This window comes from Vibrio toranzoniae, from assembly GCF_024347655.1.
Classification (GTDB): Bacteria; Pseudomonadota; Gammaproteobacteria; order Enterobacterales; family Vibrionaceae; genus Vibrio; species Vibrio toranzoniae.
In genome coordinates, this window is sequence record NZ_AP025514.1 from 2,749,608 (window position 1) to 2,766,199 (window position 16,592).

Genomic DNA, 16,592 nt, shown 5'->3' on the forward strand with positions numbered 1-16,592 from the left:
GCTTAAGCTAACCTTTTATTCTTGAATTTTTCTTTCAAACGCCTTACTGGCACACTATCCATAAAGTTTGCACCAATTGCGACAAATAACAATAACGCATTAATTGGCCACATGCCGACTACCGCAGGGATACTCCCCTCTTCAATCGAAGATTTGGTTGCACTAATTGCTAAGAAATAAGTTAGGTAAATTAGAATGGCTGGGCCAATTTTAGCGAAACGACCTTGTCGAGGGTTCACCGCAGACAGTGGCACAACAAGCATGGTCAACAATGGAATGCAAAGCACCAATGAAATTCGCCATTGTAATTCTGCTTTCGCACTGTTTTCTGGATTACCAATCAGTTCGAGCGTAGGAATGGCTTCCCAATCTCGACCTTTTTTCTCGACTTCACGTTGGCCAATTAGGCCTTCGTACTCCTCAAAGTGCGTCACCATATAGTCAAGACGTGTTGGAACACCTTCATGTCGAGTGCCATCGTACATCACAATAACTTGGCGACCATCACTAAGCTCTTTGACATCGCCTGATTTAGAGAACATCACGCTCGGTAGTACAGAATCACGTGGGCGCATTTGAGCAACAAACACATTTTTTAACTTATTACCGTCGATATCATCAATAAAAACGACAGAAGAACCATCCGGCGTGCCTTCAAACTTACCTTTTGGCAGCAAATCAACGCTGTTCTCTGCAGCCACTTCTTCATACATTTGCTCAACTTTGTCTTGCGACCAAGGAGATAACCAAAATGAGTTAAAGGCTGCAACCGATGCGGTAATCAAAGCCAAATAAAGCGCAGATTGGATAAGAAATTTATTACCAATACCCGTGGCGTTCATTACGACTATTTCACTTTCAGCGTAAAGACGCCCAAAAGTAAGTAAAATACCAATATAGATACTGAGTGGAAGCATCAGTAAGCCCATCGCTGGCATATTTAGGCCAACGATCGACAATATGAGGCTCGCAGGAATATCACCATCAGAGGCGTCCGCTAAAACACTGATGAATTTTTGGCTGAGAAACACGAGAAAGAGAACAAAAAAGATCGCAAATTGGCTCTTGATTGTCTCGCGGATCAAATATCTAACAATAATCACACTCAAATTACCTATACAAAACTTGTTTTTTTGATTGAATCACTATAATTTCCCGTTGAACCTTTTATTTTTTTCAATTTTTAGCTAAGTGTCAGTGTTCTTCTTTAAGGTTAGTTCCATTATAGGATCCAACAAGTAAGAACCCATTATCTAACATTTAGTTTGATTTGTCTTCAGGATGTAGGAGTACGCATGGAGTTCAGTGTAAAAAGTGGCAGCCCAGAGAAACAGCGCAGCGCATGTATCGTTGTCGGTGTATTCGAACCGCGCCGCCTTTCTCCAGTAGCCGAGCAATTAGATAAGATTAGCGATGGCTATATTAGTTCACTGCTTCGTCGCGGTGACCTAGAGGGTAAACCTGGCCAGATGCTACTACTGCATCAAGTACCTGGTGTACTTTCAGAACGTGTTCTACTGGTAGGCTGTGGTAAAGAACGTGAGCTAGGCGAGCGTCAATACAAAGAAATTATCCAAAAAACCATCAGCACACTAAACGAAACAGGCTCTATGGAAGCAGTATGTTTCCTAACAGAACTTCACGTTAAAGGCCGCGACACTTACTGGAAAGTTCGCCAAGCGGTTGAGGCGACTAAAGATGGTCTTTACACATTCGACCAATTCAAGAGCAACAAGCCAGAGACTCGTCGTCCGCTACGTAAATTGGTGTTCAACGTACCAACACGTCGCGAGCTAAGCCTTGGTGAAAAAGCGATCTCTCACGGTCTTGCTATTGCTTCCGGTGTGAAAGCATCTAAAGACCTTGGCAACATGCCACCAAACATTGCTAACCCAGCATACCTTGCCTCTCAAGCTCGTCGCCTAGCTGACGACTTCGAAACCGTAACGACTAAGATCATCGGTGAAGAAGAGATGGAAAAACTAGGCATGACTTCTTACCTAGCGGTAGGTCGTGGCTCTAAGAACGAATCGATGATGTCTATCATGGAATACAAAGGCGCACCTGATTCAGATGCAAAGCCGATTGTACTTGTTGGTAAAGGCCTTACGTTCGATTCAGGCGGCATCTCACTTAAGCCAGGCGAAGGCATGGATGAGATGAAGTACGACATGTGTGGTGCAGCGTCTGTATTCGGAACAATGAAAGCATTGGCGAAACTGAACTTGCCAATCAACGTTGTTGGTATTCTAGCAGGCTGTGAAAATATGCCTGGTAGCAATGCTTATCGCCCAGGTGACATCCTAACAACGATGTCAGGCCAAACCGTTGAAGTTCTAAATACTGATGCTGAAGGTCGTTTGGTTCTGTGTGATGCACTAACTTACGTTGAGCGCTTTGAACCAGAATGTGTGGTTGACGTGGCAACGCTAACCGGCGCGTGTGTTATTGCTTTAGGTCACCACATCAGTGGCGTTCTATCAAACCACAACCCACTGTCTCACGAACTTGTGAATGCTTCTGAGCAAGCAAGTGACCGTGCATGGCGTCTACCAATGGCAGACGAGTACCATGAGCAGCTAAATAGCCCATTCGCAGATATGGCGAACATCGGCGGCCGCCCTGGCGGTACTATTACTGCTGGTTGCTTCCTGTCTAAGTTCACTAAGAAATACCACTGGGCTCACCTGGATATCGCAGGTACAGCTTGGAAATCTGGTGCAGCGAAAGGCTCGACAGGTCGTCCTGTCTCAATGCTAGTCCAATTCTTATTGAACCGCAGCGGCCATGAGACTGAAGAGCAATCTTCAAAATAATGAAAAGGGCCTACGGGCCCTTTTTTAATAAGCGCTATTTGTCAGACTCGATTAAGCAAGTAAGATGAATAGCCACGATTTCCAGTTCGAGTATTAAGCATGCAGACAGCTACGTTTTACATAGTGTCATCAGATAGCCCGCAAGCCAGTGAAGAAGGTTTTACTCACTATGTGCTGTTTCTTGCTCAGCACTTTGCGAAACAAGGCGCTAAACTTTATCTCAACTGTAATGACAAAGAACATGCTGAACGTATCGCAGAGATTTTCTGGCAAGTCGAACCCAGTGAATTTATTGCACATAACTTAGTTGGCGAAGGTCCGAAATATTCAACCAACATTGAAATCGGCTACCAAGGTGTAAAACACAATTGGAATCGTCAGCTGGTAATTAATCTGGCCGATAATCATACAACCTTTGCGAACGCCTTTGCTCAGGTGATAGACTTCGTTCCTTGCGAAGAAAAAGCTAAGCAACTCGCTAGAGAAAGGTATAAAATTTACCGTCAGGCTGGATATCAGCTACAAACTATCGAGATTCAACATCCATAGTCAAACCTCATAGTTAAAGCTATCTTTGGATTTAGATTCAAGAAGCTTCACTTATGAAGTTTGACCACGATTAACCATTCACAGTATCCGTTTAAGAGCACTATGGAAAAGACATACAACCCAACATCAATCGAACAAGCTCTGTATCAGACTTGGGAAGAGAAAGGCTACTTCAAGCCACACGGTGACACATCAAAAGAAGCTTACAGCATCATGATCCCGCCACCGAACGTCACTGGCAGCCTACACATGGGTCACGCGTTCCAAGATACGATCATGGATACGCTTATCCGTGCTCAACGTATGAAAGGCAAAAACACGCTTTGGCAAGTGGGTACTGACCACGCCGGTATCGCAACTCAAATGGTTGTTGAGCGTAAGATTGCTGCTGAAGAAGGCAAAACAAAACACGACTACGGCCGTGAAGCTTTCATCGACAAGATCTGGGAATGGAAAGGCGAATCAGGTGGCACGATCACTCAACAACTTCGTCGTCTTGGTGCATCTGTAGACTGGGATCGTGAGCGATTCACTATGGATGACGGCCTATCGGCTGCAACTCAAGAAGTGTTCGTTCGTCTATACGAAGAAGACCTAATCTATCGTGGTAAGCGTCTAGTAAACTGGGATCCTAAACTACACACTGCAATTTCTGATCTTGAAGTTGAAAACAAAGACAAAAAAGGTTTCATGTGGCACTTCCGCTACCCGCTAGCGAACGGTGTTAAAACGGCTGATGGCAAAGACTACATTGTTGTTGCAACTACGCGTCCAGAAACCATGCTTGGTGATACTGGCGTAGCCGTAAACCCTGAAGATCCACGTTACAAAGATCTTATCGGTAAAGAGATCCTGCTTCCTGTTGTTAACCGTCTTATCCCTATCGTAGGCGATGAGCACGCAGACATGGAAAAAGGTACTGGTTGTGTGAAGATCACACCTGCTCACGACTTTAACGATTACGAAGTGGGTAAGCGCAACAACCTACCAATGATCAACATCCTAACGTTCAACGCTGATATCCGTGATGCTGCTGAAGTATTCACAACCAACGGCGAAGAAAGCGATGTTTACTCAACAGACATCCCTGCTAAGTACCAAGGCATGGAGCGCTTTGCTGCTCGTAAAGCTATCGTTGCTGAATTCGAAGAACTTGGTCTTCTTGAAGAGATCAAAGATCACGACCTAACCGTACCTTACGGCGACCGTGGTGGTGTCGTTATCGAACCAATGCTGACTGACCAATGGTACGTACGCACAGCGCCTCTTGCTGAGCCTGCAGTTAAAGCCGTTGAAGATGGTCAAATCCAGTTTGTGCCTAAGCAGTACGAAAACATGTACTTCGCGTGGATGCGTGACGTGCAAGACTGGTGTATCTCTCGTCAACTTTGGTGGGGCCACCGTATCCCAGCATGGTACGACAACGATGGTAAAGTTTACGTAGGTCGCACTGAAGAAGAAGTTCGTGAAAAGAACAACCTAGCGCCTGTTGTTGTACTTAAGCAAGACGACGACGTACTAGACACTTGGTTCTCTTCTGCACTTTGGACGTTCGGCACACAAGGCTGGCCTGAAGATACTGAAGCGCTGAAAACATTCCACCCATCTGAAGTGCTAGTATCTGGTTTTGATATTATCTTCTTCTGGGTTGCTCGTATGATCATGATGACCATGCACTTCGTGAAAGATGAAGATGGCAAAGCTCAAGTACCTTTCAAAACCGTTTACATGACAGGTCTTATCCGTGATGAAAACGGCGACAAGATGTCTAAGTCGAAGGGTAACGTACTTGACCCTATCGACATGATTGACGGCATCGGCCTTGAAGAGCTAGTAGAGAAGCGTTGTGGCAACATGATGCAACCTAAACTAGCCGCTAAAATCGAGAAAAATACACGTAAGACTTTCGAAAACGGTATCGAACCATACGGTACTGACGCACTGCGTTTCACTCTTGCTGCTATGGCTTCAACAGGCCGTGACATCAACTGGGACATGAAGCGTCTTGAAGGTTACCGTAACTTCTGTAACAAGCTATGGAACGCAAGCCGTTACGTACTGATGAATACAGAAGAACACGATTGTGGCATGTCACTGTCTGTTGAAGACCGTGCAAACATGGAATTCTCTCTAGCCGATAAGTGGATTGAATCTCAGTTTGAAGTTGCAGCGAAAGAGTTTAACGCTCATCTAGACAACTACCGTCTAGACATGGCAGCAAACACGCTTTACGAATTCATCTGGAACCAATTCTGTGACTGGTACCTAGAGCTAACTAAACCGGTTCTTTGGAAAGGGTCTGAAGCTCAGCAACAAGCGACTCGTTACACGCTTATCACGGTTCTAGAGAAGACTCTACGTCTTGCTCACCCTGTTCTTCCTTACATCACTGAATCTATTTGGCAGAGCGTTATTCCACTCATTGACGGTGTTGAAGGCCCTGATTCAGAAGAAAGAACGATTATGACTCAAGCGCTTCCTCAGTTTAATGAAGATAACTTCAATGCTGAGATCGTTGAAGACATCGAATGGGTTAAGACTTTCATCACAGCTATCCGTAACTTACGTGCAGAATACGACATTGCACCAAGCCAAGGCTTAGAAGTAATGATCAAAGTCGCTGATGAGAAAGACGCTGCTCGTATCGAAGCGAACAAGATCGTTCTGAACTCTCTGGCTAAACTAGACGACATTAAAGTTCTAGCAGACGGCGAAGCGACTCCAGCTTGTGCTACTAAGCTTGTTGGCAAATCTGAGCTGATGATCCCAATGGCGGGTCTTATCGACAAAGGTGCTGAGCTTGCTCGTCTAGATAAAGAAGTGGCTAAGACTCACGGTGAGATTAAGCGTATCGAAGGTAAGCTAGGTAACGAAGGTTTCGTTGCTAAAGCACCAGAAGCGGTTATCGCGAAAGAGCGTGAAAAGCTAGAAGGCTACCAAGAGACTCTTGTTAAGCTTGAAGAGCAAAAAATGACCATCGCAGCTCTATAATCTTCAATGCTCAGTTGAGTGATTAAGTACCAATTGAAAGCCGGTGTGAAAACATCGGCTTTTTTATGACCTAAAGAAAACCCTACCCTCAAATAACTCCTCCAAAGGTTAGCAATAAACGAAATGACCATTACTTATTGACGTAGTCCAGTGACATAGCTTATTGACATGGTTGCGAGTCGCAATTACATTATATGTATTAAAATCATACTGAGGAGGTAACATGACTTCTGCACAACTTAGAGAATTATCACGTCAGCTCGTTCGACACCTTGGAATGCTCGACAAAGATTGTGGTGATATTGCCCTACCTCCAATTCAAGCCCATACGCTTATCGAGTTAGAACTGCAGCCATTAACCGTGAATCAACTGGCGGATAAGCTCAATATCGATAAATCTAACGCCAGTAGAGCAGTCAATAATCTAGTAAAGAACTCACTGATTCAAACCTCGCAACACCCCCATGATAAGCGCAGTGTTGTTGCCTCATTAACCCCCCAAGGTCTTGAGACACTGACCAAGCTACACCAGCAACAAAATCAATTTTACGATTCGGTACTCGAACGTTTAACCGAAACGGAAACTCAACAAGTCGCAGGCGGAATAGAGCAATATCTAAAAGCACTGCAACAAAGCCACGCCTCAAGTAATGTGGAGGTTCGCCCCCTAAAACAGCAAGACAACACCGAAGTTGCCAATGTGATTCGCCAAGTCTCTTATGAAAACGGGTTAACCGAAGACAAAGGTTATGGTGTGGCGGATCCCACCTTAGAAGACATGTTCAGTGTTTATAACAATGGAAGATCGCAATATTGGGTGATTGAGCTTGATGGAAAGGTGGTCGGTGGTGGCGGGTTTGCACCATTAGCCGGTATGCCAGAAGTCTGTGAACTGCAAAAGATGTACTTCTTGCCAGAAACCAGAGGCAAAGGCTTAGCGAAGAAGTTGGTTAATATGTCGATGGAGAAAGCTAAAGCTCTGGGTTATCAACATATGTATCTAGAAACGACCGAATGCCTTAATGCCGCCGTTAAACTTTACGAAAAACTGGGCTTTGATCACCTTGATTCAGCTTGGGGGGAAACAGGCCATGACGCTTGTGAGGTGGTCATGGCCAAAACGCTATAATGTGTTTTTGAAATAGGGTTAGCGTCGGCAGTTCATTGATGAGAAGCGAGTACACGAATTGATGCATTGCGTAACAGGCTAATTGAAGAACCACTAGTTACGCAAAAAATTACTCACGCAAGAGGCTGGATTCAAGGCGACAAAAGAGCTCTCTTTCTGTCCATCCAATTCAACTTCTAATTGATATAAATGCTTAGGGTTGGGGTTATCAAGATCAAAAAGGATCGGAGCTTCAACCTGAAATACCACACCAGTATGCTCAGCTCGTACATCTATTGGCATGACTAATGTCATACCGTTGAATTTGATTGATGCAGAGACTAGCCCTGCTTTTAATGTCTGATAAATAACATCCACTTTAAACTCACAACCACCACCGTGGTGCCAGATTTGCTCGGTGACGACTTGTTCAAGCTTCACATTACGAACAAACTGCAAATACGGTGCGTGCCAAATCCCAATACGTGAATCTGATTTAGTAACGGCTGCTGAAGATACAGAGTCATCCATATCCTCTTCAAGTAACAGGCTCTCCTCTTCTTCAAGGAAAAGGATCTCAAAACGATTGCGACCAAGCTGCATATAAGGGCGAATGTCTTTACGATATTCAGCTTCGCTACCATCACAGTCAAACACGGCAACGCCATTGAGTCGTACTTCTGCAAAGTAGTCAACGCCTGCGACAACTAGCTCAACAAATGGGCACGCCAACATGGCATCATCCACTTCGATGTCATGCATCAGGTGCCACTCTTGCTCTGCGATTTCCTCTTCACTCAAGTGATCAGGGAGTTTAGAGCTTAACGGAGCAGGAAAGGTAATGTCATCTTGTGGGATTGAGAGATCCGTCAGTGGCGAAATTTGCCAAAGACCATCGAGAGGTAGCCGCATGTCATTCCTTGAGCTAGATCAATTTTGACCGCATTATAATGAATGAATGCATATAAAGACATTCATTTTTCTGAGGACAAAAAAAATGCCAGCTAGTCGCTGGCATTCTTTTAAAATTGGGAAAGAATTACTCTTCGCCTTCATCATCTTCTTCAGGGTAGATAGCATCTGCACCTTCGTAGTAAGTGCCCCAACCGTCATAGATAATGTCAAACTTTTCAGCAAGGTTTACAAGCTTTTCAACTTGCTCATCAATCGCTTCTGCATTCAGAGTACACTGCATCGTTGCATCACAACAAAGTAGCTTTTTACCATCTTCGTCTTCTGTCTCTTCAGCTTCAAGCACTTCAAAGCCCATTTTGAATGCTTCAACAACCGCTTTCTCAAGTACGTCGAAATCTTCAGCGAATAGGTGATGCTCAATATCGTATAGAGCTTCAGGATCGCTACCATCTTCAATTAATGCTGTAATGATGTCGCGAGTCTCTTCCTTTTGAAATTCAATTAATTCCGCTACTGATAGATATTCATCTTCGTGAGACATGTGTCTGCTCCAGAGTGTTGACTATGAAAAGATCAAATTTGATTGCCACGAAATATGGCACGGATCGTCTAGAAAAGCCACCTAGATCAGGCTTAGAAAGGTAAGTTTATCGCGAGATAGCAAAGGCGATATCGATTCAAAAGTGAAATCAAAATCACATAAACAAATTTTCAACATTTTATTAACCGTCGTGTGTTTTAGCATTTCATTTTTATTGTTACTTTTAGTCTTAGTCTTCAAAAATTGAGTGGTTAGTCATATCAAATGCATACTGACGATCACTTGACTGATGCATAAAACCTCATTAAAAAGTAAATAACTGCATACTTTTTGAATGGAAAATCATGTTCACCAAGCATAGTGGATCATCGAATAACTAAAATTTAAGCATAGAACCGCAAAAAGTTTGTTCCAGAATTAAGCCTTTCGATTGGATTTTAATACCATCAAACTTAAATAACTCAGAATTTAAACCCAAAAATATTAGAACAACACAGCCTTTACACAATCTTCAAAACTTGCATATTACGATCAAGCTTGTCATAAATAGAAGTTGGATTAATAGTAAGGATGCAAAATGAGTAAGCTGTACGTTGGCTCCGAAGTCGGTCAATTAAGACGAGTTCTCCTAAATAGACCTGAAAGAGCACTCACCCACCTCACCCCTTCAAACTGTCACGAACTTCTATTTGATGATGTACTTGCCGTTGAAGCTGCTGGTGAAGAGCATGATGCCTTTGCAGAAACACTGCGTGACCAAGACGTTGAAGTGCTGTTACTGCATGACCTATTAGTTGAGACACTCGCAGTGACTCAAGCTCGTGAATGGCTGCTTAATACTCAAATCTCTGATTTCCGTTACGGCCCTACATTCGCACGTGAGTTAAGAGAGTACCTTGCTCAAATGGACAATGAGCACTTGGCCACGCTCCTACTTGGTGGTTTAGCCTACTCAGAGCTTCCTATCAAATCATCTTCAATGCTACCGAAGATGCATCGACCACTCGATTTCGTTATCGAACCGCTCCCTAACCATCTATTTACACGAGATACCTCATGTTGGGTTTATGGAGGCGTCTCTCTTAACCCGATGATGATGCCAGCTCGTCAACGAGAAACGAATCACTTGCGAGCAATATATCGCTGGCACCCTGTATTCGCTGGCCAAGATTTTATTAAGTATTTCGGTGATGAAGATCTTCATTACGACAACGCCAATATTGAAGGCGGCGATGTCCTAGTTATTGGTAAAGGCGCCGTACTTATCGGTATTTCAGAGCGAACTAAACCACAGGGTGTCGAAAACCTAGCGGCAAGTTTATTCAAATCCGGTCAAGCGAAAGAAGTCATTGCGATTGATTTACCAAAGCACCGCTCTTGCATGCACCTTGATACGGTAATGACTCATATGGATATCGACACGTTCTCAGTCTACCCAGAAATTGTTCGCAAAGACCTAGACACCTGGCGCTTAACGCCAAAAGAAAATGGCGAGATGCGTGTAGAAAAGGCTGACAACTACCTTTCTGCTATTGAAGGTGCATTAGGACTCGATCAACTGAAGATTATAACCACGGGTGGTGACAACTACGAAGCTGAGCGTGAACAGTGGAATGACGCTAACAACGTACTAACGGTGAAACCGGGTACCGTTATCGGTTATGAACGCAATATTTACACCAACGAGAAGTACGACAAAGCCGGTATCGAAGTTCTGACAATTCCGGGCAACGAACTCGGTCGTGGCCGTGGTGGCGCTCGTTGTATGAGTTGTCCTATCGAAAGAGACGGTATCTAAGTCAAATAGCTCAGCTAATCGCAAACAATAGCGTATCTAGGCCAGTATTATTTTACTGGCCTTTTTTATCAAAAAAATAAAATAAGTATTCACAAATACAGCATTTTTATGTTTAACTGAGTTCTTCATTGATTCTATATACCCAAGGAGCGAGAGATGGCCTTTAATCTTCGCAATCGTAACTTTCTAAAACTTCTCGACTTTACTCCTAAAGAGATTCAGTTTTTACTCGATCTGTCTGCTGACCTAAAAAAAGCTAAGTATGCAGGTACAGAGCAGAAAAAGCTTAACGGCAAAAACATCGCTTTGATCTTTGAAAAAGCATCAACTCGAACTCGATGCGCTTTTGAGGTCGCCGCCTTTGATCAAGGTGCTCAAGTCTCTTATTTGGGTCCTTCTGGTTCTCAGATTGGTCAGAAAGAATCAATGAAAGATACGGCTCGTGTACTAGGTCGTATGTACGATGGTATTGAATATCGCGGTTTTGGCCAGAGCATTGTCGAAGATCTTGGCGCATACGCTGGTGTGCCGGTTTGGAATGGTCTAACCGATGAATTTCATCCAACCCAGATCTTGGCTGATTTCCTCACTATGCTTGAGCATGGTCGTGGTAAACATCTGCACCAAATCAGCTTTGCCTATCTTGGTGATGCACGTAATAACATGGGGAACTCTCTGTTAGTGGGTGCTACTAAAATGGGCATGGATATTCGCCTTGTCGCGCCAAAAGCATTTTGGCCAGAAGAACAACTCGTTGAAGAGTGCCAAGCTATTGCGCAAAATACAGGTGCAAAAATCACGCTAACTGAAGACGTAACTGAAGGCGTGAAAGATTGTGATTTCCTTTACACCGATGTTTGGGTTTCCATGGGTGAAGCGCCCGAAGCTTGGGACGAACGCGTGGCTGTAATGACGCCTTACCAAGTGAATATGGATGTCATAAAGCTCACAGGTAACCCTCAAGTGAAGTTCATGCATTGCCTGCCTGCTTTCCACAACAATGAAACAGTGATCGGCCAGCAAGTCGCAGACAAATATGGAATGAACGGTTTGGAAGTAACAGACGAAGTGTTTGAATCTGATTACTCTATTGTGTTTGATGAAGCAGAGAATCGTATGCACACCATCAAGGCCGTAATGGTCGCGACTCTTGGTCAATAGACAATAATGAAAGTAAACAAAAGCTTGATGTAATCGCTTGCGCTCACAAATTGAAAGCGTATAATTCTCGGCAATTTGTCTGAGAGTAGTGAAAATGACGCCAACCAATATTGTGATAACACATAATAAAATTGTGAAAACACCTAATATTGATCGCAAGCTAGCATGCTTGCCAGGCCGTCTATTCTGCTTTTCAGCACTTTTTTAAAGCCTCCCTTATGGGGGGCTTTTTTATGGCCAATACATTATTGTGGGGAAGAAGATCATGGCGAATTCGCTCTATCAAAAGCACATCATCTCAATTCCAGAGCTTTCTCGTGAAGAGCTAGAATTAATTGTTCAAACGGCAGGTCAACTTAAAGCTGAACCAAACCCAGAACTCATCAAGAACAAAGTTGTTGCCAGCTGCTTCTTCGAGCCTTCAACGCGAACTCGCCTCTCTTTTGAAACGGCTATTCAACGCATCGGCGGTGATGTGATTGGTTTCGACAGTGGTGGTAACACTTCACTGGCGAAGAAAGGTGAAACGCTAGCAGACTCAGTGCAAGTTATCTCTTCATACGTTGATGCTTACGTAATGCGCCACCCTCAAGAAGGCGCAGCGCGTCTAGCTTCTGAATTCTCTAACGGCGTACCGGTTATTAATGCAGGTGACGGAGCAAACCAACACCCAACACAAACGCTATTAGACCTGTTCTCTATCGCTGAAACACAAGGCCGCCTAGATAACCTAAACGTGGCATTTGTTGGGGATCTTAAGTACGGTCGTACGGTTCACTCGCTGACTCAAGCACTAGCGAAATTCGACAACATCTGTTTCTACTTTGTGGCGCCAGAAGCGTTGGCGATGCCTGACTACATTTGTGAAGAGCTTGATGAGGCGGGTATCAAGTACCAACTACTTACCGACATGGAAGATGTGATTCCTGAGCTGGATGTTCTGTACATGACTCGAGTTCAGAAAGAACGTTTTGATGAATCGGAATACGCGCACATCAAATCAGCGTACATCCTGACTGCTCCGATGTTGGAAAATGCACGTGATAACCTAAAGGTTCTTCACCCTCTTCCTCGTGTTGATGAAATTACTGTCGATGTCGATAAAACACCTTACGCGTACTACTTCCAGCAAGCAGAGAACGGTGTTTACGCACGTGAAGCACTGCTAGCCCTTGTTCTTAACGAAACACTGTAGAGGAGAGATATCATGTCTAAAGAGACTCAATTAAAAGTTGAAGCAATCAAAAACGGAACGGTTATCGACCATATCCCAGCTAACATCGGGATCAAGGTGCTAAAACTGTTCGACATGCATAACTCAAATCAGCGAGTAACGATTGGCCTAAACCTGCCATCTTCTGCGCTAGGTGGAAAAGACCTGCTCAAAATTGAAAATGTGTTTATTACGGAAGAACAAGCAAGCAAGTTGGCACTTTACGCGCCTCACGCAACCGTTAACCAGATCGAAGATTACGCAGTCGTTAAAAAGCTGGCATTAGAACTTCCAGAGCAAATCAACGACGTATTTGAGTGTCCAAACACCAACTGCATCACCCACAACGAGCCTGTTGAAAGCAGCTTTAAGATCTTTGAAAAGAAAGAAGATATTCGATTAAGGTGTAAGTACTGTGAAAAAGTTTTCTCTCGCGAAATCGTGACAGAAAGGTAACACGATACGGCAACACCGATCGAACGCAAAAACTACTCAATACCTCGCCTGTGCGGGGTATTTTGCGCTTTACCTAGCCTAAGTTTGAAGGCACACTGAAAATCAATTTTTATCTAATAACTGATGGAATAACTAATGACTAAAGTACTTCACACAGAATCAGCTCCAGCTGCAATCGGCCCATACGTACAGGGTGTTGACCTTGGCAACATGGTTCTGACTTCTGGTCAAATCCCAGTAAACCCAGCCACTGGTGAAGTATCTGCTGACATCGCAGAGCAAGCTCGCCAATCTCTAGACAACGTTCAAGCGGTTGTTGAAGCTTCAGGCCTGACAGTAAAAGACATCGTAAAACTAACGGTATTCGTTAAAGACCTAAACGACTTCGGCACAGTAAACGAAGTTTACGGTAAATTCTTTGATGAGCACGGCGTTGCAAACTACCCAGCACGTTCATGTGTAGAAGTCGCTCGTCTACCAAAAGATGTAGGTATCGAAATCGAAGCTATTGCGGTTCGCAAATAGATTTCGCTCTATTTAGTCGTCGGTTTAACGTAGAACTAAGCGTTGATGAGATACAAAAAAGGTTGCCTAGATGGCAACCTTTTTATTGTTCATCGCTTCGCTTAGATAATTACTTTTTATTAAGCTCAACCACTTCTTTGTCTAACTCTTCAAGCTTAGCAGCCATCTGCTCACGAGCTAGGTTAGCCAGTTCACGAACATTCGACTTGCTGTAACCTTCAGTGCTGATAGGTGGCAACATCTCAACAATCACGTGACCATTATTCCAGCGGTTCAACTTCACGTCACCCGTAGAGCTACACACGATAGGAATAATAGGTAAGCCAGCACCAATCGCAGCATGGAAAGCACCCGTCTTAAACGGCAACAGGCCGCGGCCACGAGAACGAGTTCCTTCAGGAAACATCCATACCGACACATCGCTGCCTTTTAAGCTATTAACCACTTGATCAATCGTCCCCACTGCTTTGCTGCGGTTCGCACGGTCGATCAGAATGTTGCCCGTCAACCAGTAAAGCTGACCAAATAGAGGCATCCAAGCTAAGCTTTTCTTACCCACGGTGACAACTTTAGGTGTTACCGCGGATGAAATCGTGAATAGGTCCCAGCTGTTTTGGTGGTTGGCCACATAAACATGCTGCCCGCGAGAGTATGCATCTTCCGGGATACGCAGCTCCAGCTTCATACCAAAGACTCTTGACATACGTCCAAAGTAACGGCCAAAAGTAAATACGTGTTTCGGGTTACGGGGACTTAATAAACAGTAGCCACACCCAAATACAAACATAAGAATCGCAAATATCGCTAAAGCGAAAATACGTAAGATTGCTATCATTTTGTTCCTCACCAACCGTAACATTCGTTTATCTGCTAACAGAGAATAGTAACAGAGTCATTTACGGTAAATACAACTATAAAAAAGCCGAAACCAAGGTTCCGACTTTTGTGTTTTTATCTTATTTACTCATGAAGACACTAACCTAAGTTAGTTAGGCTCATGAAATCGTGTGATGTTAGCACCTAAAGCTGACAGCTTATCTTCAATCTTATCGTAGCCACGATCGATGTGATAAATACGGTCAACGATGGTTTCACCTTGAGCAATACAACCAGCAATAACAAGGCTCGCAGATGCACGAAGATCCGTAGCCATGACTTGAGCGCCGCTCAATTTCTCTGTTTCACCACAGATAGCCGTGTTACCTTCAATCTCAGCTTTTGCGCCCATTCGTTGTAACTCAGGAATGTGCATAAAGCGATTTTCGAAGATCGTTTCTGTAATCACACCACTGCCTTTTGCCATCATGTTTAGCAGCGTGAACTGTGCTTGCATGTCGGTTGGGAAACCAGGGTGTGGTGCTGTGACGATTTTCACCGCTTTCAGCTCACGACCTGTCATATCAAGGCTGATCCAGTCTTCGCCCGTTTCAACCTTCGCACCCGCTTCTTCAAGCTTCGCTAAGGCAGCTTCAAGAAGATGAGCGTTGGTATTGCGACAAACCACTTTACCGCCAGACACTGCCGCAGCAACAAGGAAGGTACCCGTTTCGATACGGTCAGCAACCACAGAGTGTTGACCACCACCAAGACGTTCAACGCCTTCGATAGTAATCGTGTCTGTACCGGCGCCAGAAATCTTAGCACCCAGTTTGTTTAGGAAGTCAGCAGTATCAACGATCTCAGGCTCACGCGCAGAGTTGTCTAATACTGTAGTCCCTTCCGCTAGTGTTGCTGCACACATGATAGTAATCGTAGCGCCAACGCTTACTTTATCCATCACGATGTGCGCGCCTTTCAAACGGCCATCAACACTTGCTTTCACATAACCATCTTCCAATGTAATGGTCGCACCTAGTTGTTCTAGGCCATGGATATGTAGATCAACAGGTCGAGCACCAATCGCACAACCACCAGGAAGTGACACTTGCCCTTCACCAAAACGAGCCACTAGCGGACCTAAAGCCCAGATAGAAGCACGCATTGTTTTTACCAAATCGTAAGGCGCACAAAACTCATTGATTTCGCTGCCATCAACATGAACACTACCGTTGCGTGATACTTTCGCGCCTAAGCGTTTAAGTAATTCCATCGTCGTATCAATGTCACGTAGGTGGGGGACATTACTCACTTCAACTGGCTCTTCAGCAAGGATTGATGCGAATAAAATAGGTAGCGCTGCATTCTTTGCGCCTGAGATCGTCACTTCACCGCTTAACGGCTTGTCTGATCCAATAACTCGAAACTTTTCCATCATAAACCTTAAAGTGACATCAGTTTCTTATCACGTTCCCACTCTTCCGGCGTGAAAGCCTTAATAGAAAGAGCATGGATGTCATTGCGTTGAATGTATTCCATTAATGGGCCGTAGATTAGCTGCTGCTTCTTAACTCGATTCATGCCATCAAAACATGCATCAACCGCAACAACTTCGTAATGACTGCCTTCACCCTTCACGAAAATCTCCTGAAGGTTCAGTGCCTCTGCTAATAATTCTTGTACTTTTGTGCTGTCCACAAATA

The 16,592-nt window shown here is 44.2% G+C and carries 15 protein-coding genes; 9 read left to right on the plus strand and 6 right to left on the minus strand.

Annotation, left to right across the window (positions count from 1 at the left end; translation table 11 throughout):
- Positions 1–2 precede the first annotated feature (2 nt).
- Positions 3–1,103 carry an LPS export ABC transporter permease LptF gene (gene lptF, locus OCU50_RS12410; protein ID WP_046224430.1) on the minus strand — a complete coding sequence of 367 codons (1,101 nt, stop codon included), beginning with the start codon at positions 1,101–1,103 and terminating at the stop codon, positions 3–5.
- 192 nt (positions 1,104–1,295) lie between these two features.
- On the opposite strand from lptF, the gene pepA reads away from it, so the two are divergent.
- The 4 genes from pepA to OCU50_RS12430 all read left to right on the plus strand — a co-directional run bounded on the left by pepA (position 1,296) and on the right by OCU50_RS12430 (position 7,485).
- Positions 1,296–2,816, plus strand: a complete 1,521-nt coding sequence (gene pepA, locus OCU50_RS12415) for a leucyl aminopeptidase (protein ID WP_017055301.1) — start codon at positions 1,296–1,298, stop codon at positions 2,814–2,816.
- 99 nt (positions 2,817–2,915) lie between these two features.
- Positions 2,916–3,365, plus strand: a complete 450-nt coding sequence (locus tag OCU50_RS12420; RefSeq protein ID WP_060468664.1) for a DNA polymerase III subunit chi — start codon at positions 2,916–2,918, stop codon at positions 3,363–3,365.
- A gap of 102 nt (positions 3,366–3,467) precedes the next feature.
- On the plus strand, positions 3,468–6,356 hold the full coding sequence (locus tag OCU50_RS12425) for a valine--tRNA ligase (protein WP_060468665.1): 2,889 nt from the start codon (positions 3,468–3,470) through the stop codon (positions 6,354–6,356).
- Between the two features lie 223 nt (positions 6,357–6,579).
- A complete protein-coding gene (locus tag OCU50_RS12430) occupies positions 6,580–7,485 on the plus strand; it encodes a bifunctional helix-turn-helix transcriptional regulator/GNAT family N-acetyltransferase (protein ID WP_082710356.1) in 906 nt (301 codons plus the stop codon).
- 93 nt (positions 7,486–7,578) lie between these two features.
- Here the strand turns inward: OCU50_RS12430 and OCU50_RS12435 are convergent, their stop codons facing one another.
- Both OCU50_RS12435 and rraB read right to left on the minus strand, forming a co-directional pair.
- Complete coding sequence (locus tag OCU50_RS12435) at positions 7,579–8,376, minus strand: glycosyl hydrolase 2 galactose-binding domain-containing protein (RefSeq protein WP_060468666.1); 798 nt, start codon at positions 8,374–8,376, stop codon at positions 7,579–7,581.
- A gap of 127 nt (positions 8,377–8,503) precedes the next feature.
- Positions 8,504–8,920, minus strand: a complete 417-nt coding sequence (rraB, locus tag OCU50_RS12440) for a ribonuclease E inhibitor RraB (RefSeq protein WP_017055307.1) — start codon at positions 8,918–8,920, stop codon at positions 8,504–8,506.
- A 577-nt stretch (positions 8,921–9,497) separates the two neighbouring features.
- On the opposite strand from rraB, the gene arcA reads away from it, so the two are divergent.
- From arcA to OCU50_RS12465, 5 genes are all read left to right on the plus strand, one after another.
- Complete coding sequence (gene arcA / locus OCU50_RS12445; protein ID WP_060468667.1) at positions 9,498–10,718, plus strand: arginine deiminase; 1,221 nt, start codon at positions 9,498–9,500, stop codon at positions 10,716–10,718.
- Positions 10,719–10,874: 156 nt separating this feature from the next.
- Positions 10,875–11,879 (plus strand): ornithine carbamoyltransferase, encoded by a 1,005-nt coding sequence (locus OCU50_RS12450; protein ID WP_060468668.1) that lies wholly within the window; start codon positions 10,875–10,877, stop codon positions 11,877–11,879.
- A 265-nt stretch (positions 11,880–12,144) separates the two neighbouring features.
- Entirely contained in the window at positions 12,145–13,074 is a 930-nt protein-coding gene (gene pyrB / locus OCU50_RS12455; protein ID WP_004735321.1) for an aspartate carbamoyltransferase, read from the plus strand.
- Positions 13,075–13,086: 12 nt separating this feature from the next.
- Positions 13,087–13,548, plus strand: a complete 462-nt coding sequence (pyrI, locus tag OCU50_RS12460) for an aspartate carbamoyltransferase regulatory subunit (protein WP_060468669.1) — start codon at positions 13,087–13,089, stop codon at positions 13,546–13,548.
- A gap of 135 nt (positions 13,549–13,683) precedes the next feature.
- Positions 13,684–14,073 (plus strand): RidA family protein, encoded by a 390-nt coding sequence (locus OCU50_RS12465; protein WP_004735319.1) that lies wholly within the window; start codon positions 13,684–13,686, stop codon positions 14,071–14,073.
- Positions 14,074–14,182: 109 nt separating this feature from the next.
- On the opposite strand, the gene OCU50_RS12470 is transcribed toward OCU50_RS12465, so the two are convergent.
- The 3 genes from OCU50_RS12470 to ibaG form a co-directional block, all read right to left on the minus strand.
- Positions 14,183–14,908 (minus strand): 1-acylglycerol-3-phosphate O-acyltransferase, encoded by a 726-nt coding sequence (locus OCU50_RS12470; protein ID WP_017055313.1) that lies wholly within the window; start codon positions 14,906–14,908, stop codon positions 14,183–14,185.
- Positions 14,909–15,058: 150 nt separating this feature from the next.
- On the minus strand, positions 15,059–16,324 hold the full coding sequence (gene murA / locus OCU50_RS12475) for a UDP-N-acetylglucosamine 1-carboxyvinyltransferase (RefSeq protein ID WP_060468670.1): 1,266 nt from the start codon (positions 16,322–16,324) through the stop codon (positions 15,059–15,061).
- 8 nt (positions 16,325–16,332) lie between these two features.
- Positions 16,333–16,587, minus strand: coding sequence for a BolA family iron metabolism protein IbaG (gene ibaG, locus OCU50_RS12480; RefSeq protein WP_010435028.1), 255 nt, complete (start codon positions 16,585–16,587; stop codon positions 16,333–16,335).
- Positions 16,588–16,592: the final 5 nt, after the last annotated feature.